Origin of the sequence: Cereibacter johrii (assembly GCF_001720585.1) — a bacterium.
In the GTDB taxonomy this organism is placed as follows: Bacteria; Pseudomonadota; Alphaproteobacteria; order Rhodobacterales; family Rhodobacteraceae; genus Cereibacter_A; species Cereibacter_A johrii.
In genome coordinates, this window is sequence record NZ_MABH01000157.1 from 1 (window position 1) to 25,695 (window position 25,695).

25 protein-coding genes are annotated in these 25,695 nt (G+C 68.7%); 15 read left to right on the forward strand and 10 right to left on the reverse strand.

What is annotated here, in order from left to right:
- Positions 1-666, forward strand: a 666-nt coding sequence (locus A9O63_RS13835; protein WP_069332465.1) for a hypothetical protein, incomplete at its 5' end; no start/stop codon positions are given.
- Complete coding sequence (locus tag A9O63_RS13840) at positions 663-1,382, forward strand: sigma-70 family RNA polymerase sigma factor (RefSeq protein WP_069332466.1); 720 nt, start codon at positions 663-665, stop codon at positions 1,380-1,382. The genes A9O63_RS13835 and A9O63_RS13840, both read left to right, overlap by 4 nt.
- A 122-nt stretch (positions 1,383-1,504) precedes the next feature.
- On the opposite strand, the gene A9O63_RS13845 is transcribed toward A9O63_RS13840, so the two are convergent.
- Entirely contained in the window at positions 1,505-2,323 is an 819-nt protein-coding gene (locus A9O63_RS13845) for a hypothetical protein (protein WP_069332467.1), read from the reverse strand.
- A gap of 251 nt (positions 2,324-2,574) precedes the next feature.
- Between A9O63_RS13845 and A9O63_RS22255 the strand changes: the two genes are divergently transcribed.
- Positions 2,575-2,748 (forward strand): hypothetical protein, encoded by a 174-nt coding sequence (locus A9O63_RS22255; protein ID WP_084295910.1) that lies wholly within the window; start codon positions 2,575-2,577, stop codon positions 2,746-2,748.
- 45 nt (positions 2,749-2,793) lie between these two features.
- A complete protein-coding gene (locus tag A9O63_RS13850; RefSeq protein WP_069332468.1) occupies positions 2,794-5,295 on the forward strand; it encodes a sensor domain-containing protein in 2,502 nt (833 codons plus the stop codon).
- 314 nt (positions 5,296-5,609) lie between these two features.
- Here the strand turns inward: A9O63_RS13850 and A9O63_RS13855 are convergent, their stop codons facing one another.
- Both A9O63_RS13855 and A9O63_RS13860 read right to left on the reverse strand, forming a co-directional pair.
- Positions 5,610-7,109 (reverse strand): acetyl-CoA hydrolase/transferase family protein, encoded by a 1,500-nt coding sequence (locus tag A9O63_RS13855; protein WP_069332469.1) that lies wholly within the window; start codon positions 7,107-7,109, stop codon positions 5,610-5,612.
- A gap of 161 nt (positions 7,110-7,270) precedes the next feature.
- The gene (locus tag A9O63_RS13860) at positions 7,271-8,269 is read right to left on the reverse strand and encodes an SDR family oxidoreductase (protein ID WP_069332470.1); all 999 of its coding nucleotides are present in this window, start codon (positions 8,267-8,269) and stop codon (positions 7,271-7,273) included.
- Positions 8,270-8,513: 244 nt separating this feature from the next.
- Between A9O63_RS13860 and A9O63_RS13865 the strand changes: the two genes are divergently transcribed.
- From A9O63_RS13865 to A9O63_RS13875, 3 genes are all read left to right on the forward strand, one after another.
- A complete protein-coding gene (locus A9O63_RS13865; RefSeq protein WP_069332471.1) occupies positions 8,514-9,305 on the forward strand; it encodes a hypothetical protein in 792 nt (263 codons plus the stop codon).
- Positions 9,306-9,501: 196 nt separating this feature from the next.
- Entirely contained in the window at positions 9,502-10,557 is a 1,056-nt protein-coding gene (locus tag A9O63_RS13870; protein WP_084295912.1) for an NAD-dependent epimerase/dehydratase family protein, read from the forward strand.
- Positions 10,554-11,903: an NAD(P)H-dependent oxidoreductase gene (locus tag A9O63_RS13875; RefSeq protein WP_069332472.1), complete on the forward strand. Its 1,350-nt coding sequence runs from the start codon at positions 10,554-10,556 to the stop codon at positions 11,901-11,903. The genes A9O63_RS13870 and A9O63_RS13875 overlap by 4 nt, the downstream gene beginning before the upstream one ends.
- 328 nt (positions 11,904-12,231) lie before the next feature.
- Here the strand turns inward: A9O63_RS13875 and rfbC are convergent, their stop codons facing one another.
- Positions 12,232-12,765, reverse strand: coding sequence for a dTDP-4-dehydrorhamnose 3,5-epimerase (gene rfbC, locus A9O63_RS13880; RefSeq protein WP_069332473.1), 534 nt, complete (start codon positions 12,763-12,765; stop codon positions 12,232-12,234).
- Between the two features lie 575 nt (positions 12,766-13,340).
- Here rfbC and A9O63_RS13885 point away from each other — a divergent pair.
- The 4 genes from A9O63_RS13885 to A9O63_RS13900 all read left to right on the forward strand — a co-directional run bounded on the left by A9O63_RS13885 (position 13,341) and on the right by A9O63_RS13900 (position 16,205).
- On the forward strand, positions 13,341-14,132 hold the full coding sequence (locus tag A9O63_RS13885) for an SseB family protein (RefSeq protein ID WP_069332474.1): 792 nt from the start codon (positions 13,341-13,343) through the stop codon (positions 14,130-14,132).
- A 205-nt stretch (positions 14,133-14,337) separates the two neighbouring features.
- A complete protein-coding gene (rplM, locus tag A9O63_RS13890) occupies positions 14,338-14,802 on the forward strand; it encodes a 50S ribosomal protein L13 (RefSeq protein WP_002720164.1) in 465 nt (154 codons plus the stop codon).
- A gap of 3 nt (positions 14,803-14,805) precedes the next feature.
- Positions 14,806-15,288, forward strand: coding sequence for a 30S ribosomal protein S9 (gene rpsI, locus A9O63_RS13895; protein ID WP_069332475.1), 483 nt, complete (start codon positions 14,806-14,808; stop codon positions 15,286-15,288).
- Positions 15,289-15,497: 209 nt separating this feature from the next.
- A complete protein-coding gene (locus tag A9O63_RS13900; RefSeq protein ID WP_069332476.1) occupies positions 15,498-16,205 on the forward strand; it encodes a DUF1003 domain-containing protein in 708 nt (235 codons plus the stop codon).
- A 101-nt stretch (positions 16,206-16,306) separates the two neighbouring features.
- Here A9O63_RS13900 and A9O63_RS13905 read toward each other — a convergent pair whose 3' ends face one another.
- Positions 16,307-16,534, reverse strand: coding sequence for a DUF1127 domain-containing protein (locus tag A9O63_RS13905; protein ID WP_069332477.1), 228 nt, complete (start codon positions 16,532-16,534; stop codon positions 16,307-16,309).
- A gap of 84 nt (positions 16,535-16,618) precedes the next feature.
- On the opposite strand from A9O63_RS13905, the gene A9O63_RS13910 reads away from it, so the two are divergent.
- From A9O63_RS13910 to A9O63_RS13925, 4 genes are all read left to right on the forward strand, one after another.
- Positions 16,619-18,022 (forward strand): aminotransferase-like domain-containing protein, encoded by a 1,404-nt coding sequence (locus tag A9O63_RS13910; RefSeq protein WP_069332478.1) that lies wholly within the window; start codon positions 16,619-16,621, stop codon positions 18,020-18,022.
- 415 nt (positions 18,023-18,437) lie between these two features.
- Positions 18,438-19,325 carry an ABC transporter permease gene (locus A9O63_RS13915; protein WP_069332479.1) on the forward strand — a complete coding sequence of 296 codons (888 nt, stop codon included), beginning with the start codon at positions 18,438-18,440 and terminating at the stop codon, positions 19,323-19,325.
- Positions 19,322-20,128 carry an ABC transporter permease gene (locus A9O63_RS13920; RefSeq protein ID WP_069332480.1) on the forward strand — a complete coding sequence of 269 codons (807 nt, stop codon included), beginning with the start codon at positions 19,322-19,324 and terminating at the stop codon, positions 20,126-20,128. The genes A9O63_RS13915 and A9O63_RS13920 overlap by 4 nt, the downstream gene beginning before the upstream one ends.
- A complete protein-coding gene (locus tag A9O63_RS13925; RefSeq protein WP_015920664.1) occupies positions 20,125-21,222 on the forward strand; it encodes an ABC transporter ATP-binding protein in 1,098 nt (365 codons plus the stop codon). The genes A9O63_RS13920 and A9O63_RS13925 overlap by 4 nt, the downstream gene beginning before the upstream one ends.
- 164 nt (positions 21,223-21,386) lie before the next feature.
- Here the strand turns inward: A9O63_RS13925 and A9O63_RS13930 are convergent, their stop codons facing one another.
- Genes A9O63_RS13930 through A9O63_RS13950 form a run of 5 tightly spaced genes read right to left on the reverse strand, consistent with a single transcriptional unit; the run spans position 21,387 to position 25,687 of the window.
- Positions 21,387-22,004 (reverse strand): TetR/AcrR family transcriptional regulator, encoded by a 618-nt coding sequence (locus A9O63_RS13930; RefSeq protein WP_069332481.1) that lies wholly within the window; start codon positions 22,002-22,004, stop codon positions 21,387-21,389.
- The gene (gene ppk2, locus A9O63_RS13935; RefSeq protein ID WP_069332482.1) at positions 22,001-22,885 is read right to left on the reverse strand and encodes a polyphosphate kinase 2; all 885 of its coding nucleotides are present in this window, start codon (positions 22,883-22,885) and stop codon (positions 22,001-22,003) included. The genes A9O63_RS13930 and ppk2 overlap by 4 nt, the downstream gene beginning before the upstream one ends.
- 40 nt (positions 22,886-22,925) lie before the next feature.
- Positions 22,926-23,879 carry an alpha/beta fold hydrolase gene (locus A9O63_RS13940; protein ID WP_167354625.1) on the reverse strand — a complete coding sequence of 318 codons (954 nt, stop codon included), beginning with the start codon at positions 23,877-23,879 and terminating at the stop codon, positions 22,926-22,928.
- Positions 23,869-24,786 carry a homoserine O-acetyltransferase MetA gene (gene metA, locus A9O63_RS13945; protein ID WP_069332484.1) on the reverse strand — a complete coding sequence of 306 codons (918 nt, stop codon included), beginning with the start codon at positions 24,784-24,786 and terminating at the stop codon, positions 23,869-23,871. Before metA ends, A9O63_RS13940 begins: the two co-directional genes overlap by 11 nt.
- A gap of 31 nt (positions 24,787-24,817) precedes the next feature.
- Entirely contained in the window at positions 24,818-25,687 is an 870-nt protein-coding gene (locus A9O63_RS13950) for an ATPase (protein WP_069332485.1), read from the reverse strand.
- Positions 25,688-25,695 lie beyond the last annotated feature (8 nt).

Consider the following 25,695-nt stretch of genomic DNA (forward strand, 5'->3'; position numbering starts at 1 on the left):
CCGCGGCCGGACATTGGGCCCTCCCACGGGCTCGAGGCGCTGGCCGGGCGGCTTCTTCCGGACGCCCCGATCCGGCTTCCGGCCCGCCTCGTGATCGCGGGGCCGCCGGGGGCGGGCAAGACGCTGCTTGCGCTGCGCTTCGCGGCCCTCGCGATGGAGGAGCGGCCGGGGGTCGAGCCCCTGATCCTCGCCCCGCGCCTCGGGACGGAGGCGGTGGATGCGCGGCTCCGGCACTGGACGCGGCTTCTGGCGCTGCCGCTCGACCGCCCGCTTCTGGCCGATCTCGATCTGGCGCTGGCCGAGGCGCCCGATCCGCTTCGGCCGGAGATCGTGGATCTCTCCTGCCGTCCCGATGCCGCGCCCGATCTCCTCGCGGCGCTGATGGAGGCGGGGGCGGAGGCGGTGCTCGCGCTGCCCGCGGGCCTTGCGCCGCGCGCGCTCGTGCGGTGGGCCGTGGCGCCGGCCGGCACGCGCGTCTGCCTCACGCGGACCGATCTCTGGACGCCCGAGGAGGAGGAGCTTGCGGCGCTGGCCGAGACGGGCCTCCGCCTCGGCTGGGAGAGCGGCGGGGCGGGGGGGGTGGACGCGCTGCGGCGCATGGACCGCCGCCGGCTGGGTCTCTGGGCCGGGGAATGGGCGCGCCCGCAAGAGGAGGAAGAGCCATGATCCATGCGCGCGGATATGCCGAGCAGACCCAGACGCCCGAGCGGCTGGTGCGCGCCCACATGGACCTCGTGCGGCGCATCGCTTGGAACCTGCACGCCCGGATCGGCCGCAAGGTCGAGATCGACGACCTGATCCAGGTGGGCTACATGGGCCTCGTGGACGCAAGCCGCCGCTACGAGCCGCGCGAGGGCGTGAGCTTCGCCGCCTATGCCGCCATCCGCATCCGCGGCTCGATCATGGATTTCCTGCGGTCGAACTCGGCGCTCTGCCGCACGACGATCCTCATGCAGCAGAAGGTCAAGGCGGCCGTCCAGCGCCTCGAGGGCCGGCTCATGCGCGCGCCCGAGACGCCGGAGGTGGCGGCCGAACTGTCGATGCCGGTGAGCGAATATCAGGACTGGCTCGCGCAGTTTGCAGGCAGCCAGACCGCCTCGCTGGACGAGGTCTATGACGATCAGTCCGCGCTCTTTCAGGGCAGCGATCCCTCGGCCGAGGATCGGCTGCAGGCCAGCCAGATGCGCGGACTGCTGCGCCAGGCTCTGGGCAAGATGCCGGAACGCGAGGCCCTGCTGTTGCAGCTCATCTTCGTCGAGGAGCTGAACGTCTATGAGGTGGGCGAGATCCTCGGCGTCACCACGGGGCGGGTGTCGCAGATCAAGAAGGCCGCCATCGAGCGGCTGCGGGGTCTGATCGACGCCCTGCAGGGCGAGGTCTGACGGGCCGCACCTGTCATTCGAGCATCGCCCGCGCGGGATCCTGGCGGCCGCGGCCTCCGCAGGCGCGACAGGAAGGCGCTCCCGCCATTCACGCTTCGCGAATGGCAGGGCCCCGAAGCGGATCAGACCGGCTCGACCAGCGCCCCGGCGGCGAGCCGTTTCGCCCAGGCATGGACATCCTCGCCGATCCGCTCGCGCAGGTCGCGCACCTGCGCCACCAGCGCCGCCGCGGCACGCTCGCGGAAGCCCGCCGCATGGGCGAGGGCCGGAGCGGGCACCGTCTGCCACTCGGCCTCGCCGTCCAGCCGCAGCAGCAGCGCGGATCCCGCCTCGCGCACCTCCCAGCCGATCCCGTAGAGGTCGAAGCCGTTGCCGCCCGCCGGATCCTCCTCCTCGCGGCGCCGGATCATGTGCATCCGCACATAATCCTCAAGCGCGTTGCGCGTGCGCTGCAGGATCTCGGCCGCGATCTCGGACCAGCCCGCCGCCAGATCCGCGTCCAGCGCGCACCAGTCGGCGGTGGGGTCGGTGCGGAAGGACAGCGCATCGCTGGCGGGCACGCCCGCGACCTCGTAGACCGCGCCGCCGATCTTCAGGCGCGCGAAGGGGGCGGGGCCTGCAGCGGGCTCCTCGGGCTGCGGCGTGGGCAGCATCGGCTGCGGCTGGCTCTCCGTCTCGCAGGCCAGCACCGCCTGCCCCTCGGGGGTCAGGGCGGGATGACCCTGATCGAGCGCGATCAGGCCCGCGATCTGCAGGCTCGTCCGTTCGGCGAGCGTGGGCGCCTGGCCTGCCGCCAGCCGCAGGAGGCCCGTGAGCGCGTGCGAGGCCGCCCGCCCGTCATACTCGCCGAGCGCATCGATGAGGGCGAGCATCCGCTGCGCCAGGGCCCGGGGCAGCGCCGTCTCCGCAAAGGGGGGGGCAGGGGCGATTCTCTCGGTCACGGCGTCCTCCGTCTTGGCTGCTCAGCCCCGTAACGGACGATCCGCGGCGCGATTTAGGTCCGCTTGAAGGCTGTTGCAGCCCCCGACGCAAAAAAGCCGGCCGAAGCCGGAGGCTGTTAAGGCCTTGGAAGGGGTCTCCATACTTATTGTCGTAGCAGAGCATCCGCCTGTCGCCGAACCGGCGCGGTCGCTTGCCCTAATATTGGCTGAGGTCGCGACAGACGGCCGCCGCCTCCAACCGAGAGACCAGCATGAGCGACAGCCTCACCTTCAGCGCCTCCCATCCCATTCTGGCGGCGACCGCGCCGCCCGAAGCCGACGAGATCCCCGAGCCCGAGAACCGACTGCCCTCGGGATGGTGGCTGCTTCCCTCGGTGCTGTGCGGCGGCGCCTTCTGGGTGGCGATCGGCATGCTGATCTTCTGACGCGGATCTCCCGGTTCGAGTCGATCTCATTTGTAGGTGCGTCAGATGACGGAGATGCAAAGCCTGCGCCATCGTCTGATCGGGCAGGCCAGTCCAGTGTCCGGCGAGTGCTGGATCGCCTTCTTCGACGGCGTGGCCCATCCGGTTCTCATCAAGAACGCACAGGGCCGGGTCATCTTCGCCAATCGCGCGGCCTGCGACCTGCTCGGTTGCGACCGCAGCGATCTGGCCGCGCGTCCCGAGCATGAGCTGGTGGCGGGCACGCAGGCCGGGCAGATCGCCTCCTTCGATGCCGAAGCCATGCGCAGAGGCTCGGTCTCGGCCGAGCAGGAGATGCCGGGCCCGCGCGGCCTCCGCCGCTTCCTCGTCTCCCGCCGTCCGGCGGGCGAGCATCTGGTGGTGACCTTCTTCGAGATCACCGAGCTGCGCGAGACCGAGGGCATCCTGCGCCAGCGCGAGGCGCATCTGCGGGGTCTGCTCGAACTGCATCCGGTGGCGCCCTTCAGCTTCACCGCCGACGGCGTGCTCTCGGACCTCTCCGACAGGCTGGTCGATATCACCGGGCTGCCGGCGGACACGCGGCATGTCGATGTCTGGTGGGCGGCGATGCACCCCGGCGACCGGGCCGATCTGCGACGGGCCTGGATCCGCTCGGTCCGGCGGGCGGAGCCCTTCGATGCGGAGCACCGGCTGCAGATGCCGGACGGCGCCTACCGCTGGTTCCGGGTGCGCGTCGTGGCCCGGCCCGCGCATCAGGATCAGCGGGTGGACCGCTGGTTCGGCATCATCGAGGATGTTCACGAGAGGCGGACCACCGTCGAGCAGCTGCGCGAAAGCGAGGCGCGCTTCCGTGCCTTCGCCGACGATGCGCCGGTGATGATCTGGATGACGGACACCGAGGGGCGGAACGTCTTCGTCAGCCGCAGCTGGCTCGGCGTCACCGGCCAGTCGCTGGCCGAGGCTCTGGGGATGGGCTGGATCGATGCCGTTCATCCCGATGACCGCGACGCCACCGCTTCCATGACGCGGGATGCGATGCGCCGCCGCATCGCCTACACGAACGAGTTCCGCCTCCGCAGGAAGGATGGCGGGTGGTGCTGGGTCATCGATGTGGGACACCCCCGCCTCCTCGCCGACGGCACCTTCATCGGCTATATCGGCTGCTGCGTCGACATCAGCGCCCGCCGTCAGGCCGAGGATGACCGGGTGATGGCGCAGCTTCAGGTCTTTCACATGGCGCGCCACGACATGCTGACCGGGCTGCCCAACCGGCATTACTTCGGCGACTGCTACCAGGAGGCGGTGGCGAGCCTCGCGCCGGAGCGGTCGGTTGCGGTGCTGATGATCGATCTCGACGGGTTCAAGACGGTGAACGACACCCGCGGCCACCCCGTGGGGGATCAGGTGCTGCGCCAGGTTGCCGACCGGCTGCGCACCTCGGTGCGCAGCACCGACACGGTGGCCCGGCTGGGCGGGGACGAATTCGCCGTGATCCAGACGCCGATCCGGTCCGAGCAGGAGGCCTGCGATCTGGCCCGACGGCTGATCGCGGCCATCTCGAAGCCCTTCGATCTCGAGGGGGCGGTGCCCGAAGTGGGTGCCAGCGTGGGCATCGCCTTTGCCCGGGGGCGCGGAGACAGCGCCGAAGAGATCATGCGCTACGCCGATGTGGCGCTCTATGCGGCGAAGCAGGCGGGTCGCGGCACCTTCCGCGTCTTCGACGAGGCCACCGACATCCATCTTCAGAGCCGGCAGAAGATGAAGGCCGCCCTTCGCGCCGCGCTGGGCCTCGGCGAACTCTCGGTCTTCTACCAGCCGCTGATCGGGCTGCGCGACGGGCGGGTGACGGCCTGCGAGGCGCTGATGCGCTGGCACCGCAAGGGGGCGGGCTGGATCACGCCCGACCAGTTCATCCCGCTGGCGGAAGAGGCGGGCCTCATCGGCGACATGGGCGAGTGGGTGCTGCACGAGGCCTGCGCCCAGGCCGCGCGATGGCCCGACAGCGTGTCGGTGGCGGTCAACCTGTCGCCGCTCCAGTTCCACGGCGGGGCGCTGGTCGATCAGGTGGCCACGGCGCTCCGTGCCTCGGGCCTGCCGCCCGAACGGCTTCAACTCGAGATCACCGAATCCGTGCTGCTCGATCCCACCGACCGGAACATCGGCGTGCTCCAGGATCTCCGGGCGCTGGGGACGAAGATCGTGATGGACGATTTCGGCACGGGCTATTCGTCGCTGGGCTATCTGCGCAGCTTCCCCTTCGACAAGATCAAGGTGGACCGCTCCTTCATCCGCGACCTTCCCGACGCGCGCGAGGCGCTGGCCATCCTGAAGGCGGTGGCCGGGCTCGGACGCAGCCTCGAGATGCGCACCACCGTCGAAGGGGTCGAGACGCAGGCCCAGCTCGATTGCGCCATCGCCGAGGGGGTGGACGAGGCGCAGGGCTATTTCTTCTCGCGCCCGTTGCCCGCGCCCGGGATCGCAAGCTTCATCTCGGGATGCCTGCCGAAGCGCAGAGTTCAGGCGCCGCCGGGGGAGGCCGCGACCTGACGGGGACCGGCCTTCCCGCCGCCGGGGGGAGAGAGGCTTGGCTCTCCCCGCCTTGATGGCAGATCGACGTCAGGGGGTGAACGTGACGTCGGAGCTCGTCGTGACCCGTGGCTTGCAGGTGGTGGGGCTCCGCAAGAGCCGCAGGCGCCGCCCCGTGATCCGCGATCAGGGGGCGGTCCGTTCCCTGCCGCGGGCAGGGCGCTTCGCCCGGTACGCATGGGTTGCCGGGCAAAAAGAACACCCGCCGCCGGCGCAGCGGGTGGGCGGGATCCATGCGCCGGCCGCGGAACTTGCGGAGACAGCGGGGCGGCGCGTCAGATCATGCGGCCGGTTTCGGCGAGCCGGACATGCCAGGACAGCGCCTCCTCCAGCACATGCGGCGTGTGGCCGCCGCGCTGGCAGGCGCGGTCGTAATAGTCGCGCAGCATCGGCCGGTAGTCCGGATGCACACAATTGGCGATGATCGTGGCCGCCCGCTCGCGGGGGGCGAGGCCCCGCAGATCGGCAAGGCCCACTTCGGTCACCAGGATGTCGACATCATGCTCGGTATGGTCGACATGGCTCACCATCGGCACGACAGAGGACACCGCCCCGTGCTTGGCCACCGATTTCGTCACGAAGACCGAGAGATAGGCGTTGCGCGCGAAATCGCCCGAGCCGCCGATCCCGTTCATCATCTGCGTGCCCGCCACATGGGTCGAGTTCACGTTGCCGTAGATGTCGAACTCGAGCGCGGTGTTGATGCAGATGAGGCCGAGGCGCCGGACGACCTCGGGATGGTTCGAGATCTCCTGCGGGCGCAGGATCAGGCGCGGCTTGTATTCGACAAGGCGCGGCAGCACCTGCTGATATTTCTGCGCCGAGAGGGTGATCGACGAGCCCGAGGCGAAGCGCAGCTTGCCCGCGTCGAACAGGTCGAAGGTCGAATCCTGCAGGACCTCGGAATACATTTTCAGGTCGTGGAACGGCGTGTCGATGAAGCCGTGCAGCACCGCGTTCGCGATGGTGCCGATCCCGGCCTGCAGCGGCTGGAGCGTATGATCGAGCCGGCCTGCGCGCACCTCGTGCAGCAGGAACTCGGTCAGGTGCCCCGCGATGGCGCGCGTGTCGGCGTCGGGGTCGAGGATCGTGGCCGAGCTGTCGAGCTTCTCGGTCACCACGATGGCGGCGATCTTCTCGGGCGGGATCGGGATGAAGGGCAGGCCCACCCGGCTTTCGGGCGTGACGACCGGGATCGGCATCCGGTTCGGCCGGTAGGTCGGGATGTAGATGTCGTGCAGCCCCTCGAGCTCGGCAGGCTGGTTGAGGTTGATCTCGACGATGACCTTCTCGGCGAGGATCGCGAAGGAGGCGGAGTTGCCGACCGAGGTCGTGGGCACGATGCCGCCGTTCTCGGTGATGGCTACCGCCTCGACCACGGCCACGTCGACGCGCGGCAGCTGGCGGGGGCGCAGCATCTCGACGGTTTCGGAAAGGTGCTGGTCGATGAACATCACCTCGCCGCGGTTGATCGCCTTGCGGAGCGCGGGATCGGACTGGAAGGGGATGCGGCGGGCGAGGACATGGGCCTCGGCCAGCGTCTTGTCGAGGTCGTTGCCGAGCGAGGCGCCGGTCATCAGTGTGATCTTCAGCGGATGCTGCCGCGCCCGGGCCGCAAGCGCCATCGGCACCGCCTTGGCCTCGCCGGCGCGGGTGAAGCCCGACATGCCGACCGTCATGCCGTCCTCGATCAGGGCCGCAGCTTCCTCCGCGCTGGTCACGCGCTCGCGCAGGCCGACATGCCGGATCCTGTCGTTCTCTACTCCGTCGAGCATGGGCCCCTCCTCCCTGAAAAGCCATTTGGAGGACGGAAAGTTGTGCGGATCCCGGCCTGCCGGCAACTTTGGTAGTGGCCCGGATCGGAATTCACAATCTGGGGCTCGTGTTCCGGGCGGAATGGCAGCCATGCGCTGGGCGCATGACATATGCGTTCAGCTCATGGGTCCCGGCGCCGGGCGAGGAGCGCCGTGGCCGTGAGCGCCGCGCCCGCGACCAGCAGGCCGCCGGCCGCGAGGCCTGCGCGGACAGTGGGGCCCGACAGGCTTGCGACCCTGTCGGAGGCCTCGGAGCCGAAGCGGCCCGAGGCGCCCATGTCGCGCTCGACCGGCTGCATGAGATTGTCCGCGCGCGCCTCTCCGGGACCGATCTGGCTGTCCCAGGCGCTGCGCGCCATCATCCGGTCCATGAGGCCCGGCGCCACCATCGTGCCGAGGATCGCCTGCATCGAGGGCGCGCCGATCCAGATCTCGCGCGGGGCCGTGCGGGCCGCGGCGGCGATCGCTTCGGCCACGGCTTCGGGCGTATGGATCGGGGGCACGGGCTGCGGGCGCCCGCGGACATGGGTGCGGGCCCAGTCGAACTGGGGCGTGTCGACGGCCGGGAGCTGCGCCATGGTCAGGCGGATCCGGCTTTTCTCGTGCAGAAGCTCGGAGCGGAGCGAGTCGGTGAAGCCCCGGCAGGCGGCCTTCGCCGCACAATAGGCCGCCTGCAGCGGGATCGAGCGGTAGGCGAGGGCCGATCCGATCTGGAGGATGGTGCCGCGGTCGCGCGCGCGCATGTGGCGCAGGGCGGCGAGCGTGCCGTGCACGGTGCCGAGGTAGGTGACGGCGGTGACGCGGGCATATTCCTCGGGCGTCGAGCGTTCGGCCGGGCCGAAGACCGTGACCATCGCGTTGTTGATCCAGAGGTCGATCCGGCCCCAGCGGGCGACCACGCGGTCGGCTGCTTCGAAGACGGCGGCGGAGTCCGAGACATCTGCCGCAAGGGTGAGGGGTTCGCCTCCCGCGCGGGCCACGTCGGCGGCGGTGGCCGCGAGGCCCGCCTGTCCGCGCGCCAGAACCGCCACCCGCCAGCCGCGGTGCGCGTAGGCTCTGGCGAGGGCGCGCCCCACGCCCGCCGTTCCTCCCGTGATGACCACCACCGGCCTGTCTTGCATCTGGCTCGCTCTCCCTGTCGATCGGAAGGGCAACGGAGGGACGGGCGGGATCGTTCCTCAGGCCCCGGCCCGGCGCCTCGCGAGACGCGGAAGGTTTCGTCGGACGACGCCCGATCTGCGGAACCGCCGGAGAGGGCCAGCGTTGCGCCGTCATGACAGAGGAAGAGACCAGTCCGATCTCGCATCCGCACGGCGCTTGTCCGGCGCGGGTGCAGCCTTGTCTTCCCCCAGCCGGAGAGACCGCATGAGCCGCGCCGCGCCCTTCCTGATCGACGACCTGCTGCCTGAGGGCGTGCGCCTGCACGCCGTCCGCTCGGTCGAATGCAGCCGCATTCCCGCCGCGCGCTCGGTCGTGGCCCTGACGATCGCCGCAGGACAGGAGGCGCGTCTGAGAAGCCGGCTTGCGGGTCTCGGCAGTTCGGTGGCGGTGCTCGTGGCGGCGGAAGGTTCGAGAGCGGGCGAGGAAGCGGCGCGTGCGCTGGCCGACCGGCGCCTGCCGGGCCTCGTGCTGGTTCTCGAGGCGCAGGCGGGCGTCGACTGGGTGGGGCGGCTGCGCACGCTCGCGCGGCGGCTCGTGCCGCAGGCCGCGCTCCCCGAGGAGGCGAAGCCGATGCCGGGCGCGGCCGCCTCGCGCTATCTGGCCAAGATGCGCGAGCTCGAGGTGCTCATCGATCCGGAGGCCGCCGAAGCGCCTGCGGGCGAGCGCATCCTCGACGAGGCCCGCAGCTGGCGCTCGCGTCTGCACGCGCGGGCGGTGACGCGCTTCCTGCACCGGCAGGGGCGGGCCTCGCTCCATGCGGCGCGGCTGCTCGACCGCACCGCGACCGCGCGCGAGATGACGGGCGGGTTCGGCACGCTCTGGGCGGCGCTCGATCCCGAGCGCCCGCCGCGTCCCCTCGGGTCCGAGGACATGGCGCGGGAGGAGGCGCTGCTCGACGGTTTCATCGCGCAGGAGAAGGCGCGGCAGGCGGCGCTGGTGCGGCCCGCTCCGTGGCGGGGCCATGGCCGCCTGGCCGGAGTGGGTCTGCGCGCTTGACAGTCACGCGGGCCTTCCCGATGATCTCGGCGTGGGAATGTCGGGCGATTTAGACCGGACGGATCTGCGGGGCAATTTCGGTTCCGCAACGGATGTGTAGCGCTTCCTCTTTCCCGGATGATTGGCCGGCCCCCTCGGGGCCCGGCACCGCTGTTTTGATATGCCGGCTTACGGCGCTGATTGATCGGAGATTTTGATGGCCCTGAAGGTTCTATTCACCGGTGCGGACGGATATGTCGGCGCGCTCCTCGGTCCTTACCTGCTGGAGAGAGGCATCGAGGCGGTGGGCCTCGACACCGGCTTCTATCGCAAGGGCTGGCTCTATCCGACCTCGGCGCCGCGTCCCGCGGTCATCACCAAGGACATCCGGCAGGTGACGGTCGCGGACCTCGAAGGGTTCGATGCGGTGGCCCATCTGGCGGAACTGTCGAACGATCCGCTGGGCCAGCAGTCGCCCGGGCTCACGCACGAGATCAACCACGGCGGCTCGATGCACCTCGCCGAGATGGCGCGGAAGGCCGGGGCCCGGCGCTTCGTCTACATGTCCTCCTGCTCGGTCTATGGCGTGGGCCAGCCCGAGCAGATCCTCGACGAGACGAGCCCGGTCAATCCGCAGACAGCCTATGCCGAATGCAAGGTGAAGGTCGAGGAAGACATGACCCGGCGGGCCGACAGCGACTTCGAGCCCTGCTTCCTGCGCAATGCGACCGCCTATGGGGCGAGCCCGCGGCAACGGTTCGACATCGTGCTGAACGATCTCTGCGGCCTCGCCTGGACCACCAACAAGATCACCCTCCAGTCCGACGGCTCGCCCTGGCGCCCGCTCGTCCATGCGCTCGACATGTGCCAGGCGGTGTGGCGCTCGCTCACCGCGCCGGCGGATGCGATCCGGGGTCAGGCCTACAACGTCGGCTCGAACGACCAGAACTACCGCGTGATCGAGATCGCGCGGATCGTGGCCGACACCTTCCCGGGATGCGAACTCGAGGTGGGCCAGCCTTCGGCCGACAACCGCTCCTACCGGGTGAATTTCGACAAGATCCAGCGCGTCCTGCCGGAGTTCCAGTGCGAATGGACGGCCGAGAAAGGCGCGCGCCAGATGCGGCAGGTGTTCGAGCGCATCGCCATGACGCCCGAGGAGTTCCGCGCCGAACCCTACACCCGGCTCAAGATGCTGATGCGGCTGCGGGCCTCGAAGCTGCTCGACGACAAGCTCTTCTGGGCCAATCCGATGGTGGAGGCCGTGGCATGATCCTCGTCGACAAGGCGCTCGCCCGGCGCGCGGCCGAGGGACGGCCGATCCGGGTGGGGATGATCGGCGCGGGCTTCATGGGCTCGGGCATCGCGCTCCAGATCGCGAAGTCGGTGCCGGGGATGCAGCTCGTGGCCATCGCCGCGCGACGGACCGAGCAGGCGGCGGCGGCCTTCGAGGCGAGCCGCACCGGCGAGACGGTCCGGCATGTGGAGAGCCAGGCCGAACTCGAGGCGGCCATCGTGGCGGGCGAGCCCGCCGTGACCGCCGACCCCTCGCTGGTCGGCTATGCCCGGGGGATCGAGGCCATCATCGAGGTCACGGGCTCGATGGATTATGCGCTTCAGGCGGTCGAACCCGCCATTGCCACCGGCAAGCATGTGATCCTGATGAATGCCGAGCTCGACGGCACCATCGGTCCGCTGCTGAAGAAGCGCGCCGATGCCGCGGGGGTGGTGCTCACCAACTGCGACGGCGACCAGCCGGGCGTGCAGATGAACCTGATCCGCTTCGTGAAGGGGATCGGGGTCAAGCCGGTCCTCTCGGGCAACATCAAGGCCCTGCAGGACGAATATCGCACGCCCGAGACCCAGCGCGGCTTTGCCGAGAAATGGGGGCAGAACGTCCATATGGTGACCTCCTTCGCGGATGGCACCAAGATCTCCTACGAGCAGGCCATCGTGGCGAACGGCACGGGCATGCGCGTGGCCCGGCGCGGGATGATCGGGATCGATCCGACGAACAAGAACCCGACGCTGCCGCTGCGCCCGCTCGAGGATTATGTGGCGATGTTCGCGCCGCATCTCGATCCCGAGGGGCCGGGCATCGTCGACTATATCGTCGGCGCCCGTCCCGGGCCGGGCGTGTTCGTGATCGGCACCCACGACGATCCGCGGCAGAAGCACTACCTCAACCTCTACAAGCTGGGCGAGGGGCCCTACTACCTGTTCTACACGCCCTATCACCTCTGCCATTTCGAAGTGCCGATGACGGTGGCGCGGGCGGTGCTGTTCGGCGATGCGGCGCTGGCGCCGCTCGGGGCGCCTCAGGTGGGCGTGGTGGCGGTGGCCAAGCGCGACCTGAAGGCGGGCGAGGTGCTCGACGGGATCGGCGGCTTCACCGCCTACGGCCAGTGCGAGAACATGGAGACCTTCGTCTCGGAGCAGCTTCTGCCCATGGGGCTGGCCGAGGGGGGCGTGCTCCTGCGGGACATTCCCCGGGATCAGGCGCTGACCTTCGCGGATGTGCGGCTGCCGGCGGGCCGCCGCATCGACGCCCTCTATGAAGAGATGGAGCGCGAATTCGGCCTCGCGCGCCCGGCCGAGGCCCATGCCCTGACGGTCTGACACAGTTCGCCGGAGCGCGGGCGCTTGACTCGCGCTCCGGTTGAGAAAGTCCCTGGCTCTGTTTCGAGGATGGGGGCTGCGGAACCGGGCGCAGGCGGGATCGGATGGCGAAAAAAAGCCGCCGCGGGCGCGCCTGAGACTCCGTCCTGAGCCGGATGGCGTCGTTCGGCGGACAGGGAAGGTCTGCGCCTGAGGGCGCTCCGCGTTCGGGTCACTCCGCGGCGCGGGGAGGGAGACCGGACCCTCGGGGGGAAGCCGAGGCCCTTGTGGCAGGTCCTGGAAAGCCCGGTTGGCGCGGGGCGGTGCCCCGCCGCGCGCGCCGGCGGGATCAGGCCGGCTGGAAGTCTGGCCAGGCCGCATCCTTTTCCGAGATCACCGACACTTCGGCGGCCCAGTCGATCCCGAAGGCGGGATCGTCCCAGCGCACGCCGCCTTCCGCGCCGGGCGTGTAGGCCGTCGAGACGAGGTAGGAGACCGCCGTCGCATCTTCGAGCGTCAGATAGCCGTGGGCGAAGCCTTCGGGGATGTAGAGCTGCCGGTGATCGCCGGCCTTCAGGTCGAAACCTTCCCATTTCAGGTAGGTTGGCGAGTCCGGGCGCAGGTCGATGATGACGTCCTGGATGCGGCCGCGGGTGCAGGTGATGACCTTCACCTCGGCATGGGGCGCGCGCTGGTAGTGCATCCCGCGCAGCGTTCCCGCAGCATGGTTGTAGGAGCTGTTGTGCTGGACGAAGGCCGTCTTGAGGCCGGCTCCGGCCATCTCCTCCATGCAGAAGGTCCGCTCGAACCAGCCCCGGTGATCCTCTCGCGGCTCGGCCTCGATCAGGACGGCATCCTTGAGCGTCGTGGGAATGAATCTCATATGGCAAGTCTCTCCTCAAAAGGTCACGCCCCGGCCCGATGCCGACGTCGAAATGCAACGTGAGGCGGCGTGATGCGGACTGTGTCCGGGAACGCGTCGGCGGGCAAGCGCAATGTCGGATCGCTCGAATCGGCGAAGCGCCGCCGAATCGAATGGGCCAGAATTATTGCCCCGTCCGATGAGAATGATTGCCGCCAATTGATGCGCTGTTTTCCGCCTTGGAAGAATTGCGGAAGTCCGCACTCGCGCGCCGGTTGCGAAGGGAGGGCTGGCCGCTTGCACTTTTAGCCAAAGAGTGAAGGAAACGTTGACGCAGGCAACGGCGAGATACACAAGTTAAGCACATTATCACTAAAAGTAGTCCCCTAACTTTCGAACGTAGCCTTTCCATAACGAAACGGATTACGACAAGAAGACGAAGGGGCGGCGGGAGCGAGCCGCCCCTTCGCTTTCTTGCAAGAGCCTGATCTCGCACCTCTTACGGCTGATCCCCGCGCGAGAAGCCTCCGATCTTGCCGCGACGCCCCCGAGCCACTAGGGTCCCGCATCCTTTCGCACAGGAAGAGGCCCGCGCGATGACCCTTCTCGACCAAGCTCATGCCGCGATGGAGGCCGCACCCGGCGACGATGCCGCGCGGCTGCGCTTCTACGGCCAGCTCGCGGATGGCGAACTTTTCCTGCTGCTGGAGCGCGAGCCGGAGGACGAGACCCTGACGCCGCAGGTCTTCGATCTGGACGAGGGGCCCGTCGTGCTGGCCTTCGATCTCGAGGAGCGGCTGGCGGCCTTCACGGGCGTGCCCGCACCCTATGCGGCGCTGCCGGGCCGGGTGGTGGCGGGGCTTCTGGCGGGGCAGGGGATCGGGCTCGGGCTGAACCTCGGCGACGCGCCCTCGGCCATGCTCCTGCCGCCCGATGCGGTGGAGTGGCTGGCCGAGACCATCGGCCATGCGCCCGCCGAGGCCGAGGCGCGTCCCGAGAGCTTCACGCCTCCGCGCCTGCCCCAGTCGCTGATCGCGGCGCTCGACGGCAAGCTCGGCCGTGCCGGCGGTCTGGCCGCCCATGCGCTGCTGGCGGCCGTGCGCTACGACGATGGCCGCGAGGGGCACATGCTGGCCTTCATCGCGGCGCGGCCGGGGGCCGAGCCCGCGCTGGCGCGCTCTGTCGCGGAAGCGCTGACCTTCTCGGGGCTCGAGGCCGAGGCGCTGGACGTGGCCTTCTTCGCCGAGGGCGCTGCGGCCGAAGCGGCCATGGCCCGCGTGGGGCTGCGGTTCGACCTGCCGGTGCCGAAGGCGCCCGAGCTGCGCGAGGAGCGCACGCCGGCGGCGCCGGGCATGGATCCCGCGCGGCCGCCGATCCTCAAATACTGACGCCCGGGCCCCGCGGGCTCGCAAGAGAGCCATTCTTCCCGCGAAACAGGGGCTTGGAGTGGGGTATCTCGTTACCTTTTTTGCAAGTCCCTGTTGAAGCTCGAAAATATCGAGCATCCGGCGCTTGACCTGTGCCGCGAAATGCCGGAAACAGCCGCATCCGAATTCGCGGGGGGCATCCCTCGCTCCATTCCAGGGATTCCCGATGAAAACCTTCACCGCTACCCCGGCGGATATCGAGAAGAAATGGATCCTGATCGACGCCGAAGGCGTCGTCCTGGGCCGTCTCGCCACGATCGTCGCCAACATCCTGCGCGGCAAGAACAAGCCGACCTTCACCCCCCACATGGACATGGGTGACAATGTCATCGTCATCAACGCCGACAAGGTGCAGATGACGGGCAACAAGCGGGCCGACAAGCGCTACTACTGGCACACCGGCCACCCGGGCGGCGTGAAGTTCCGCACTGCCGAGCAGGTGCTCGAAGGCGCGCACCCCGAGCGCGTGGTGCTCAAGGCTGTCGAGCGCATGATCTCGCGCAACAGCCTCGGCCGTCAGCAGATGACCAACCTCCGCGTCTATGCCGGCGCCGAGCATCCGCACGAAGCGCAGCAGCCCACCGTTCTCGACGTGAAGTCGCTGAACCCGAAGAACACCCGGAGCGCGTAAGCCATGTCCGACATCAAATCCCTCGACGATCTGAAATCGGTCGTTGGCGAGGCCCCGGTGGCCGAAGTCGCCATTGCGCGCGAGCCGGTGCGGGACACGCTCGGCCGCTCCTACGCCACCGGCAAGCGGAAGGATGCGGTTGCCCGCGTCTGGATCAAGCCGGGCTCGGGCAAGGTCTCGGTGAACGGCAAGCCGATGGACGAGTACTTCGCCCGTCCGGTGCTGCAGATGATCCTGCGCCAGCCGTTCAAGGTCGCCAATGTCGAAGGCCAGTTCGACGTGATGGCGACGGTCGCCGGCGGCGGCCTCTCGGGGCAGGCCGGTGCGGTGAAGCACGGCATCTCGAAGGCGCTGCAGCTCTATGAACCCTCGCTGCGGGCCGCGCTGAAAGCCGCGGGCTTCCTGACCCGCGACAGCCGCGTCGTGGAACGGAAGAAATACGGCAAGGCGAAAGCCCGCCGCAGCTTCCAGTTCTCGAAGCGCTGATCTTTCGGAAAGATCTGCAAGGGCCCGCTTCGGCGGGCCCTTTGTCGTTGGAATACCGCCCGCCGCGCGTTCCTTGCTTCGGCCGATGCGGGTCCCGCGCCCGATGCCGGTGGCTCGGTGTCGGGGACGGATGCCGGCGTATTGCTGCCCGCGCTTGGCAGCCTTTCGCGCGCCGCGTAATCAGGGTTCGACCCTGAGGGAGTTCCATCGTGACCACCCATTCCGCCCGCGGCACCTGCGCGCTCTGCGGCTCCACTCATCCCCTGCCTGCCTTCGTTCCGGCCAGCAGCCTCGCCGGAGGCACGCGGAGCCGGATGCTGGCCGACTGGCCGGATCTCGCCCCCGATGCGCCGGTCTGTCCGTCCTGCCGCGCGCGCTACCGCCGCCAGCATCTCGAGGCGCTGCTCGAGGCCGAGCGGGGCGAACTCACGCGGCTCGATCATGCCGTGCTGGATAGCCTCGAAAGCGGCCGCATGCTCACGCAGGAGCCCGGCGCGGAGGCGGACGAGGCGCGCAGCTTCGGGGAACGGGCCGCCGACCGGCTGGCGCGTCTCGGCGGCTCCTGGGGGTTCCTGATCGGCTTTGGCCTGGTGCTGGCGCTCTGGATGGCGGTGAATGTCACCGGCCTCGTCGTGGGGATCTTCGATCCCTATCCGTTCATCCTGCTGAACCTGATGCTCTCGACGCTCGCGGCGATCCAGGCGCCGATCATCATGATGAGCCAGCGGCGGCAGGAGGAGAAGGACCGGCTCCGGTCCGAGAACGATTACAGGGTCAATCTCAAGGCCGAACTGGAGATCCGCCACCTGCACGAGACGCTGGAGCATCATCTCGCGCGGCAGTGGGAGCGGCTGGAGGCGATCCAGCGGCTGCAGATCGAGCTTCTGGAAGAGGCCGCGGGCGGCGCGGAGCGCTGACGCCGCAGCCGTGCGGAGCCCGCGCCCGGCACATGCCATGAGTGCGGAAAAAGAGCGGCCGGGCAGAGCCCGGCCGAGTCATGGGGACATGTGCGGCGGGATCAATCCTGCCAGAAGGGCTTGGAGGCCTCGATCTCGGCGGCGCGCTGCGAGAGCCCGATGTCGCGCAGCAGGTGCGGATCCAGCCGGGAGAGGCCGAGGCGCGTGCGCCGTCGCTCGTCCCAACGCACGACCACGAAGCCGAGACTGAACAGCACGCGCGCCAGCGGCGGCATGGTGCGGTTCAGGGTCAGGGCAGCGGGAGGGGTCTGCGGAATCGCGCGGATCATGTTGCACCTTTTGTGTTGATACAATTCAGCGTATCAAGTAGGTAAAGCATACAATGCCCGCGCAATCCGCTCCAGAGGAACATTGTGACTGATACAATATGGCATCCAGACCTCGCACAATTCCCCGGACCCAAATATCTCGCCCTGACACGGGCGCTGCGGGAGGCGATCCGCGAGGGGGTGCTGCTGCCGGGCGTGCAGCTTCCGACCGTGCGGGATCTGGCCTGGAGACTGTCGGTCACGCCCGGCACCGTCTCGCGGGCCTATCAGATGGCCACGCAGGAGGGGCTTCTGGCCGCGACCGTGGGGCGGGGCACCTTCGTCGCGGCGGCCGAGCCTCGGCTGGGGCCCACGCAGGCCCTGTTCGTCGACCGCGAGCCGCAGGCTGCGCCGGGCCTTCTGGATCTGCGCTCGCCGCAACTGCCGGACGTGGGGCAGATGCCGCTCTTCTCGGAGGCGCTGCGGCGGGTGGCGGGGCAGGTCGGTGCCGACTGGCGCGATTATCCCACGCAGCGCGAGGAGACGGCCCTGCGCGAGGCGGTGCGGGACTGGCTCGGCGACCGGGTGCTGGGGCCGGTCGTGCCCGACGACATCGCCCTCACCCATGGCGGGCAGAGCGGCATCGGCCTCGTGATGTTCTGCTGCCTCCGGGGCGACCGGCCCGTGGTGCTGACCGAGGAACTGGCCTATCCCGGCTTCCGTCATGCGGCGCGGCTGGCGCGGGCCGAGGTGGTGGGGGTCGAGCTCGACCAGCACGGGATCCGGCCGGATGCGCTGGAGGCCTGCTGCCGCAAGCATCTGCCGCAGGTGCTCTGCGTCACGACAGAGGCGCAGAATCCGACCGCCGTGCGGATGCCCGAGCAACGCCGGGCCGAGATCGTGGCCATCGCCCGCCGGCACGAGCTCCAGATCATCGAGGACGATTGCTATACGGTGGCCGAAAGCACGCTGCCCTCGATGCGCGCGCTGGCGCCGGAGCGGACCTGGTATGTGGGCAGCCTCTCGAAGACCGTCTCGGCGGCGCTGCGCTTCGGCTATATCCTCTGCCCGACGGGCCGGGGCGAGGCGGGGCGCCTGACGGCGCAGCACGCCTTCTTCGCTCTGGGCCGGCCGGTCTCGGATCTGTGCCTCGACCTCTTCCGCAGCGGGCAGGCCGTCGAGATCCGCAGCCGGGTCCAGAGTGCCTTCGCCGACCGGCTGAAGGCGATCGTGAACGGGCTCGGCGCGCATGATCTGGTCTGGCAGCCGGGGCTGCCGTTTGTCTGGCTGCGGCTGCCGGTGGGCTGGCGCACCTCCTCCTTCACCCGCACGGCCGAAGCGGAGGGCGTGCTACTGCGGTCGGCCGATGAATATGCGCTGGTCCACGGACGCTCGCCCAACGCCGTGCGGCTTGCCATCGCAGGCCAGGTGCCGCGCGCCCGGCTCGAGGCGGCCGTGGACCGGCTGTCGCGGCTTCTGGCCTCGCCGCCCTCGGAGCTGCCGGTGTAATATGTGTTCTGCAACAGTGTGTTGGCGACGAATCCTCATGTTTAGTGCGAAGAAGTGCCCCTTGTGGCAGCGGCCGTGCTTTGCCTCTTGCGGCTCGCGGGTTGCAGGCGGACGCGCTGTCATCGGTCGGAGGCCCTGTGCCTCGTGGGCTGCCTGAAAAGCGGGCAGGCCGAACCGGATCGAGGCGATCCGGACCGAGCCGCCGTGGGCGCTTCCTCATAAGCCGATGGAGGAGTCGGCGGCAATCTACTGAATTGGCGTCTGAAATTTGCGGACTCAGAGAGGGCGCCCCTGCCGTGGCCGGGCTGGGCATCTGCTCAACCTGAGGGCAAGCGGGCCCGGCCGTCTCCGCGAATGTCTTCCCTTGGCGGTCGAGCTATGCCAGAAGTTCAGGGCACGGCGGAACGGGGGCGCGATGGAGCAGGAAACGCGGTGGAGTCGCTTGCGGCGGTCCGAGGCGGCTCATGGCTATCTTCTCGTGGGACCTCCGGCGCTTTATGCCATCCTGCTTCTGGCGGCCCCGCTCGGCACGATCGCGGTCTACAGCTTCCTGACCGACGGCTATCTCGAGATCGTCCGCGAGTTCACGCTGGCCAATTACCATGAGGCCTGGACGAACGAGCTTTACCGGACCGTCATGCTGCGCTCGCTGGGCGTGGCCATGGCGGTGACGGCGGTGACGGTCGTTCTGGCCTTTCCGGTGGCCTATTTCGTCTCGTTTCATGTGGCGCCGGAACGCAAGTCGCTCTGGCTCTTCCTCATCACCATTCCGTTCTGGACCAGCTACCTGATCCGGGTGTTCCTCTGGAAGGTGATCCTCGGCTTCAACGGGGTGATCAACTCGGGCCTCCTGGGCCTCGGGATCATCGACGAGCCGCTGACCTTCATCCTCTACAACGTGAATGCGGTCGTCATCACGCTGGCCCATGCCTATGCGCCCTTCGCGATCCTGCCGATCTTCGTGGCGCTCGAGAAGATCGACCGGGCGCTCCTTGAGGCGGGGCAGGATCTGGGGGAATCGAAGCTCATGACCTTCTGGCGGGTGACGCTGCCGCTCGCCATGCCCGGGGTCATCGCCTCGGTGCTGATCGTCTTCATCCCCACCATCGGCGACTATGTGACGCCGCAGCTGGTGGGGGGGCCGGAGGGGCGGATGGTGGCCAACCTGATCCAGCTCCAGTATCTGAAACTCGACAATTACCCGCTGGGATCGGCCATCGCCGTCTCGGCCATGAGCATCGTCACGGTGGTGAGCCTGATCTTCCTGTTCCTGAACCGCCGCTTCCTCCGGGGGCCGAAATGAAGGGGGGCGGGTTCCGGATCTATGCGCTGGCCTACCTGCTGTTCCTCTATGCGCCGATCATCCTGCTGCCGCTCTTCGCCTTCAACGAAGGCACGGTGATCGCCTTTCCGCTGACGGGCTTCAGCACGAAATGGTTCGTGCAGGCGGCCAACCAGCCCACGCTCTGGCAGGCGGTGAAGAACAGCCTCATCATCGCGGGCTCGGCCTCGGTGCTGTCGACGGTGCTGGGCATCTTCGCGGCCCGGGCGTCCACGCGCTATCAGTTTCCGGGCAAGGCGGGGCTGATGGGCCTCATCATGCTGCCGCTCGTGCTGCCCGAGATCATCGTGGCCGTGTCGCTCCTCGTCGTGCTGCTGGGCCTCGGGATCAACCTCACGATCTTCACGGTGATCCTCGGCCATGTGCTGATCTGCACGCCCTTCACCATCGCGATCCTGAGCTCGGCCTTCCAGTCGCTCGACCGCTCGCTCGAGGAGGCGGCCTACGATCTGGGCGAGACCGCCGTCTCGACCTTCCGGCTCATCATCCTGCCGCTGGTCATGCCGGGGATCATCTCGTCGCTCCTGATCTCCTTCACCATCAGCCTCGACGAGTTCATCATCGCCTTCTTCCTCGCCGGCACCGAGCCCACGCTGCCCATCTACATCTTCTCGCAGTTCCGCTTCCCGCAGGCGGTGCCCGTCATCATGGCACTCGGCACGGTGCTCGTCGCCTGTTCGATCGTGCTGCTCGCCACTGCCGAATATTTCCGCCGCCGCGGCCTCGCCCGGTCCGGCGCCAAGGATACCGGAGGCTTCCTGTGACCGCTGCCGCGAAACCCACGATGATCGAGTTCCGCGACGTCCACAAATATTACGGCGACTATCACGCGCTGCGCGGCATCTCGGCCACGATCCGGGCGGGCGAGTTCTTCTCGCTGCTCGGGCCCTCGGGCTGCGGCAAGACCACGCTCCTGCGCACCATCGCGGGGTTCGAGGAGATCTCGTCGGGCGTGGTGCTGATCGACGGCAAGGACACCAAGGGGGTGCCCGCCAACAAGCGGCCCACCAACATGGTGTTCCAGAGCTACGCGATCTTCCCCCATCTGACGGTGGCGCAGAATGTGGGCTTCGGCCTGCGCCGCGCGAACCTTTCGAAGGAGGAGACCACGCGGCGGGTGGCCGAGGCGCTCGAGATGGTGGGGCTGCGCGGCTACGGCGCGCGGGCGGCCCATGCGCTCTCGGGCGGGCAGCGGCAGCGGGTGGCGCTGGCGCGGGCGCTGATCCTGAAGCCCAAGGTGCTGCTGCTGGACGAGCCGCTGTCGGCGCTCGACAAGAAGATGCGCGAGCAGATGCAGGTCGAGCTCATCAAGCTGCAGCGGCAGGTGGGGATCACCTTCATCCTCGTCACCCACGACCAGGAAGAGGCGCTGGTCATGTCCGACCGGATCGCCGTCATGTTCGAGGGCGAGATCGCGCAGCTGGCCGATCCCGAGACGCTCTACCGGCGGCCGACCTCGCGCAAGGTGGCGGATTTCATCGGGACGATGAACTTCCTGCCGGCGCGGATCCTGAGCGAGACCGCGCAGGGGATCGAGGTCGAGGCGCAGGGGCTCGGGCGGATGCTGCTCGATCCGACGCAGGCGCCGGGCGCGGCCTCGGGCACCGGCGTCACGGTGGGCTTCCGCCCCGAGACGGCGACGATCCTCTTCGAGGGGCAGAAGGCCGACCGGGAAGCCATGGGGACGATCGAGGAGGTCGTCTACTACGGGGACATGACCTATTACGACATCCGGCTCGACGGCACCGAGGCGCCGATCCGGCTCTCCATGCGCAACGTCTTCGGCCGGGCGGTGCTGGAGATCGGCGCGCGGGCCCGCGTCGCCTGGAGCCCCGGGGCGCTGGTCCTGTTCCGGTGAGGGGCGACGCTCAGGGGGCTGGCCGGGGACCGGCTGCGGGGGCGCGCGACGGGGAACCGGGCTCTGCAGTGGAGCCGCCGGGGGGCTGTCTGCCCCCCGGACCCCCCGAGGATATTTTTCCAGAGTGAAAGGGCTCGGGCGGGCTGTGGGGCGCGGGGGCTGCGTCAGGCGTCCGGCGGAAGCAGGCCCAGTCCGCGCAGATAGATGCCGATGCCGGCCTCGAGCAGTTCTTCGGCCGGGAAGGGCGAGCGCGCGCCGGGGGCGCCGCGGGTGAAGAGCTCGACGACGCCATGGCTCAGCGCCCAGATATGGGCGGAGAACATGGCGGGCGGCGGCCGCTTGGCGGGCGGAATATGTTCGGACAGCCGGACCGCGGCCCGTTCGAGCACGTCATGGGCCTGGCCGGCGGCCGCGGCGAGATCGGGGCGCGACTGAAGCGACAGGCCGCTCTCGAACATGGCCATGTAGTGGCCGGGATATTTCCGGGCGAAGGCCAGATAGGCGCGGCCGGTGGCCTCGAAGGCTGCCAGCGCGGAGGGGCGGCCCTCGTCATAGGCATAGGCCATCAGGGCGCCGAAGATCTCGTAGCCCTGCCGCGCCGCCTCGGCGATCAGATCGTCGCGCCCGGCGAAATGGCGGTAGACCGCGGCGGGCGTGACCTCGGCCGCCTTTGCCGCCTCCGAGAGGGTGAAGCCCTGCGGTCCCTTCTCGGTGATGAGGGTCAGCGCCGCCTCGACCAGCGCCTGACGGAGATTTCCGTGATGGTAGCCGCGCTTGCTCATGTCCGGCCGTGGCCGTCGCTCCAGAGGTCGGGGCCGCCGCAGAGGGCAGGGTCGGGCGTCCCGATCAGCCCGTCCTCGCGGCCCTCGAAGGAGACCGCGCGCAGGATGGTCTGGATCGCGGCGATCCGGGCGCGGCGCTTGTCGTCGGAGCGGATCACCGTCCAGGGCGCCTGGGCCGTATGGCTGCGCGCCAGCGTCTCTTCGATGGCCGCACTGTAGGCCTCCCATTTCTTCAGCCCCTCGATGTCGATCCAGGACAGTTTCCACTGTTTCAGCGGGTCCTGCTCGCGGGCGAGGAAGCGGCGGAGCTGTTCGGGGCGGCCGACATTGAGCCAGAGCTTGACCAGCGTGATCCCGTCTTCGGCCAGCATCTCCTCGAAGCCGGGCAGCTGGCAGAAGAAATGCTCGCGCTGGCGCTCGGTGCAGAAGTCGAAGACCTTCTCGACCACGCCGCGGTTATACCAGCTGCGGTCGAAGAGCGCGATCTCGCCCGCGGCGGGCAGCCAGTCGACATAGCGCTGGAAATACCATTGGCTCGCCTCGCGGTCGGAGGGGGCGGGCAGCGCCACCACATTGGCGACGCGCGGGTTCAGGTTCTCGGTCACGACCTTGATCGTGCCGCCCTTGCCGGCGGCGTCGCGGCCCTCGAAGAGCACGACGATCCTCTTGCCGGTCTTCTTCACGTCGGCCTGAAGCCGGACGAGCTGCCTCTGCAGACCCGCCATCTGCTCGGCATAGAGCTTCTTCTTCATCTCCTCGCGATAGGGATAGGACGGATCGAGGATCTCGTCCTCGGAGGCCTTCTCGATGGCCTCGCGCACCTTGCGTGGCGCTTCCTTGCGGTAGTAGTGGCTGATCGCCCCGTCGAACGGCAGATCCATCAGATGCTCCCTCTTCGCTGCAGTATCGCCAGGGCGCGCGTCAGCGCAATCCGGCGCGGGCGGCGGCGCGGTCGATGGCGGCAGCGACGGCCTCGGGCGCCACATGGTGCGGCATGTGGCCGATGCCGGGAAGGATCGTCACATGGGCGTTCGGGATCAGCTTGCCGAGCGGGCGCGCATGGATCTCGACCGGCACCACCTGATCGGCATCGCCGTGCAGGATCTCGACCGGCATGGGCAGCCTGGCGTAGTTCGGCTCCATGAGCTTCAGGTAGGGCTTGAGGGCGGTCACCTGGCGGGCATTCACGCGGAAGCTGTCGCGGCGGAGCGAGAGGCCCACGCCGAAATAGTCGGCATAGCCCGGCGGCACCGTCTGGGGCGCGAAGATCTGGCCCACCACCGTCTCGGCCCGCTCGGGGGAGACGAAGGCCGAGATGAGCGGCACCACCGCCGCCTGCCCGAAGCTGCTGGCGGTGAGGGCATAGAGCGGCCCCAAATCCCCCGGCCAAGGCATGACCGCGCCGGAGACTGTGACGATGGCCGCGGTATGGCCCGGATCGCGCAGGCCCCAGGCCAGCGCCACCGCGGCGCCGTAGGAATGGCCGAGCACGATCGGCCGCTTCACGCCGAGCTGCTCTGCGGCCTTCCGCAGGAGGTCGGCCTGTACGAGCGGGCTCAGCCCGTCGGGGCCGATATCGTCCGACCAGCCGAGGCCGGGACGGTCGAGGGCGATGACCCGGTAGCGCCCCTTCATCCGCTCCACGAAGGAGAAGGTGAAGTCGCGCGTCGAGCCTGAGGCGCCATGGATCAGGATCAGGTCCGGCCCCTGTCCCTCGACAAGGGCATGGACCGTATGGCCATCGACCGTCAGAAGCTGGCCGGTGGGCGGATAGGAGGCCTCGGCCACGGCCTCGCGGTCGGCGGCTCTCTGGGAGACGGCGGCACCGCAGCCGCCGAGGGCGAGCGTTCCGGCGATGAGGAGGCTAACGGCCAATTTGCTGCGGGTCATATGGGGTGGACTGATAGATCTCGTTGATCCAGTTTCCATATAGGAGGTGCGCGTGGCTTCGCCACCTGTTGAGCGGCGGCTTCGACGGATCGTCGTCGGGATAGTAGTTCGCCGGCACGTTGATCGGCTTGCCGTTGGCCACGTCCCGGTCGTACTCCTGCTTCAGCGTGTCGCTGTCATATTCGAAATGGTTGAAGATGTAGAGCGCGCGGTGCCCGGGATCCTCGACGAGGCAGGGCCCGGCCTCGTCCGAGGCGAGCAGGGTGCGCAGGCCCGGCGCCGCGTCGATCTCGGCCTGCCGCATCTCGGTCCAGCGGCTGACAGGGATCACGAAATCGTCCGAGAAGCCGCGCAGATAGGGCGAGGTCGGCGCCACGTTGCGATGCCGGAAGCAGCCGAAGGCCTTGGCCTGCAGCCGGTGCTTCTGCACGCGGTGGAAATGGTAGATCATGGCCATGCCGCCCCAGCAGACGCCGAAGGTGGAATGGACATGGGTCTGGGTCCAGTCCATCACCTCGCAGAGCTCGTCCCAGTAGGTGACCTCGGCGAAATCGAGATGTTCGATCGGCGCTCCGGTGATGATGAGCCCGTCGAATTTCTCGTGCTTCACCTCCTGGAAGGGGCGATAGAAGGCCTCCATATGCTCGGCCGCGGTGTTCTTCGTCTGATGCTCGGTCATGCGGATCAGCTGGAAGTCGATCTGCAGGGGCGTGGCCCCGATCAGACGCGCGAACTGGTTCTCGGTCTGGATCTTCTTCGGCATCAGGTTGAGAAGCCCGATCCGCAGCGGCCGGATGTCCTGCCGCGCCGCGCGCTCCGGCGTCATCACCATGACGCCCTCGTGGGTGAGCACGTCGAAGGCGGGCAGGGTGGCGGGCAGGGTGATCGGCATGGGCGTCTCTCTCCGGCGGTGGTCGGGGGGTCTAGGCGTGGGTCCTGGCTCGGTCCAGCGTGCGGGCGATGAGCTCGACGAAGCCCTGGGCGTCGCGGGCCTCGGCCACCTCCTCGGCGGTGACCGTGATGCCCCAGCGCGCCATGGCCTCGTAGCGCGGCTGGCGGTGGGCCAGCGCGCGGGCGTAGGTCCAGCGGATGAAGTCGTCGGGATCGACCTGCTCTTCGGTCAGACCCTTCTCGACGCGGTAATCGGTCCAGGCGGCATGGAGGAAGCCCGGCTGGTAATACATGGGCTTGGGTGCCTTGTCGAAGCGGCGCACGAGCTCGGCCGTATGGGCCTCGGAGCCCTTGATCCAGACCATGAGCAGGTTGCCCGCAAGATCGGACATGACCGGATCGTCCGGATTGTCCGGGTCCACCACCTCGCAGATCGAGCCGCCGGAATCGCAGACGAAATTCTGGTAGCCGTAGATCTCGGTCGCGCGGCGGATGAAGCGGGGCGTGTCATGCAGCGCCGCCACCTCGGCCTCGCGGTGCTGGCCCTGCCGCTCGAGATAGTCGGCAAAGGCCAGCCCGCCGCGGTTCGGGTTGCCGGGCTTGCCGAGATAGGTCGAGAGCGGCGCCAGATTGTCGAAGGTGATGTTCGAGGCGATATAGACCGAGTCGGTCCGCAGGAGCTCGCGCAGGAACGGGACCTTCATCGCCTCGCGCTTGAAATTGTCGGCGATATGCTCGCCCATGTAGCGGGTGCCGATCCGGTAATCGACGGAATAGTGGAACCAGTCGCCGCTGTCGCGGAGCAGGGTCGAGACATGGGTCTTGCCCAGGCCCGACATGCCGAACAGAAGCACCCGCTTGGCCTGCGCCGCGCGCCACTCCGCCCCGGTCCTGTAGATCATCGCTTGCG

Excerpts from the sequence above, each read along its gene's own strand:
- rplM (WP_002720164.1), top strand. The coding sequence starts at position 14,338 with ATGAAAACCTTCACCGCTACCCCGGCGGATATCGAGAAGAAATGGATC.
- A9O63_RS13855 (WP_069332469.1), bottom strand. The coding sequence starts at position 7,109 with ATGCTCGACGGAGTAGAGAACGACAGGATCCGGCATGTCGGCCTGCGC.
- A9O63_RS13905 (WP_069332477.1), bottom strand. The coding sequence starts at position 16,534 with ATGATCCGCGCGATTCCGCAGACCCCTCCCGCTGCCCTGACCCTGAAC.
- A9O63_RS13840 (WP_069332466.1), top strand. The coding sequence starts at position 663 with ATGATCCATGCGCGCGGATATGCCGAGCAGACCCAGACGCCCGAGCGG.
- metA (WP_069332484.1), bottom strand. The coding sequence starts at position 24,786 with ATGCCGATCACCCTGCCCGCCACCCTGCCCGCCTTCGACGTGCTCACC.
- A9O63_RS13870 (WP_084295912.1), top strand. The coding sequence starts at position 9,502 with ATGGCCCTGAAGGTTCTATTCACCGGTGCGGACGGATATGTCGGCGCG.
- A9O63_RS13920 (WP_069332480.1), top strand. The coding sequence starts at position 19,322 with ATGAAGGGGGGCGGGTTCCGGATCTATGCGCTGGCCTACCTGCTGTTC.
- ppk2 (WP_069332482.1), bottom strand. The coding sequence starts at position 22,885 with ATGGATCTGCCGTTCGACGGGGCGATCAGCCACTACTACCGCAAGGAA.
- rpsI (WP_069332475.1), top strand. The coding sequence starts at position 14,806 with ATGTCCGACATCAAATCCCTCGACGATCTGAAATCGGTCGTTGGCGAG.
- A9O63_RS22255 (WP_084295910.1), top strand. The coding sequence starts at position 2,575 with ATGAGCGACAGCCTCACCTTCAGCGCCTCCCATCCCATTCTGGCGGCG.
- A9O63_RS13850 (WP_069332468.1), top strand. The coding sequence starts at position 2,794 with ATGACGGAGATGCAAAGCCTGCGCCATCGTCTGATCGGGCAGGCCAGT.
- A9O63_RS13885 (WP_069332474.1), top strand. The coding sequence starts at position 13,341 with ATGACCCTTCTCGACCAAGCTCATGCCGCGATGGAGGCCGCACCCGGC.
- A9O63_RS13915 (WP_069332479.1), top strand. The coding sequence starts at position 18,438 with ATGGAGCAGGAAACGCGGTGGAGTCGCTTGCGGCGGTCCGAGGCGGCT.
- A9O63_RS13875 (WP_069332472.1), top strand. The coding sequence starts at position 10,554 with ATGATCCTCGTCGACAAGGCGCTCGCCCGGCGCGCGGCCGAGGGACGG.
- A9O63_RS13950 (WP_069332485.1), bottom strand. The coding sequence starts at position 25,687 with ATGATCTACAGGACCGGGGCGGAGTGGCGCGCGGCGCAGGCCAAGCGG.
- A9O63_RS13860 (WP_069332470.1), bottom strand. The coding sequence starts at position 8,269 with ATGCAAGACAGGCCGGTGGTGGTCATCACGGGAGGAACGGCGGGCGTG.
- A9O63_RS13865 (WP_069332471.1), top strand. The coding sequence starts at position 8,514 with ATGAGCCGCGCCGCGCCCTTCCTGATCGACGACCTGCTGCCTGAGGGC.
- A9O63_RS13930 (WP_069332481.1), bottom strand. The coding sequence starts at position 22,004 with ATGAGCAAGCGCGGCTACCATCACGGAAATCTCCGTCAGGCGCTGGTC.
- rfbC (WP_069332473.1), bottom strand. The coding sequence starts at position 12,765 with ATGAGATTCATTCCCACGACGCTCAAGGATGCCGTCCTGATCGAGGCC.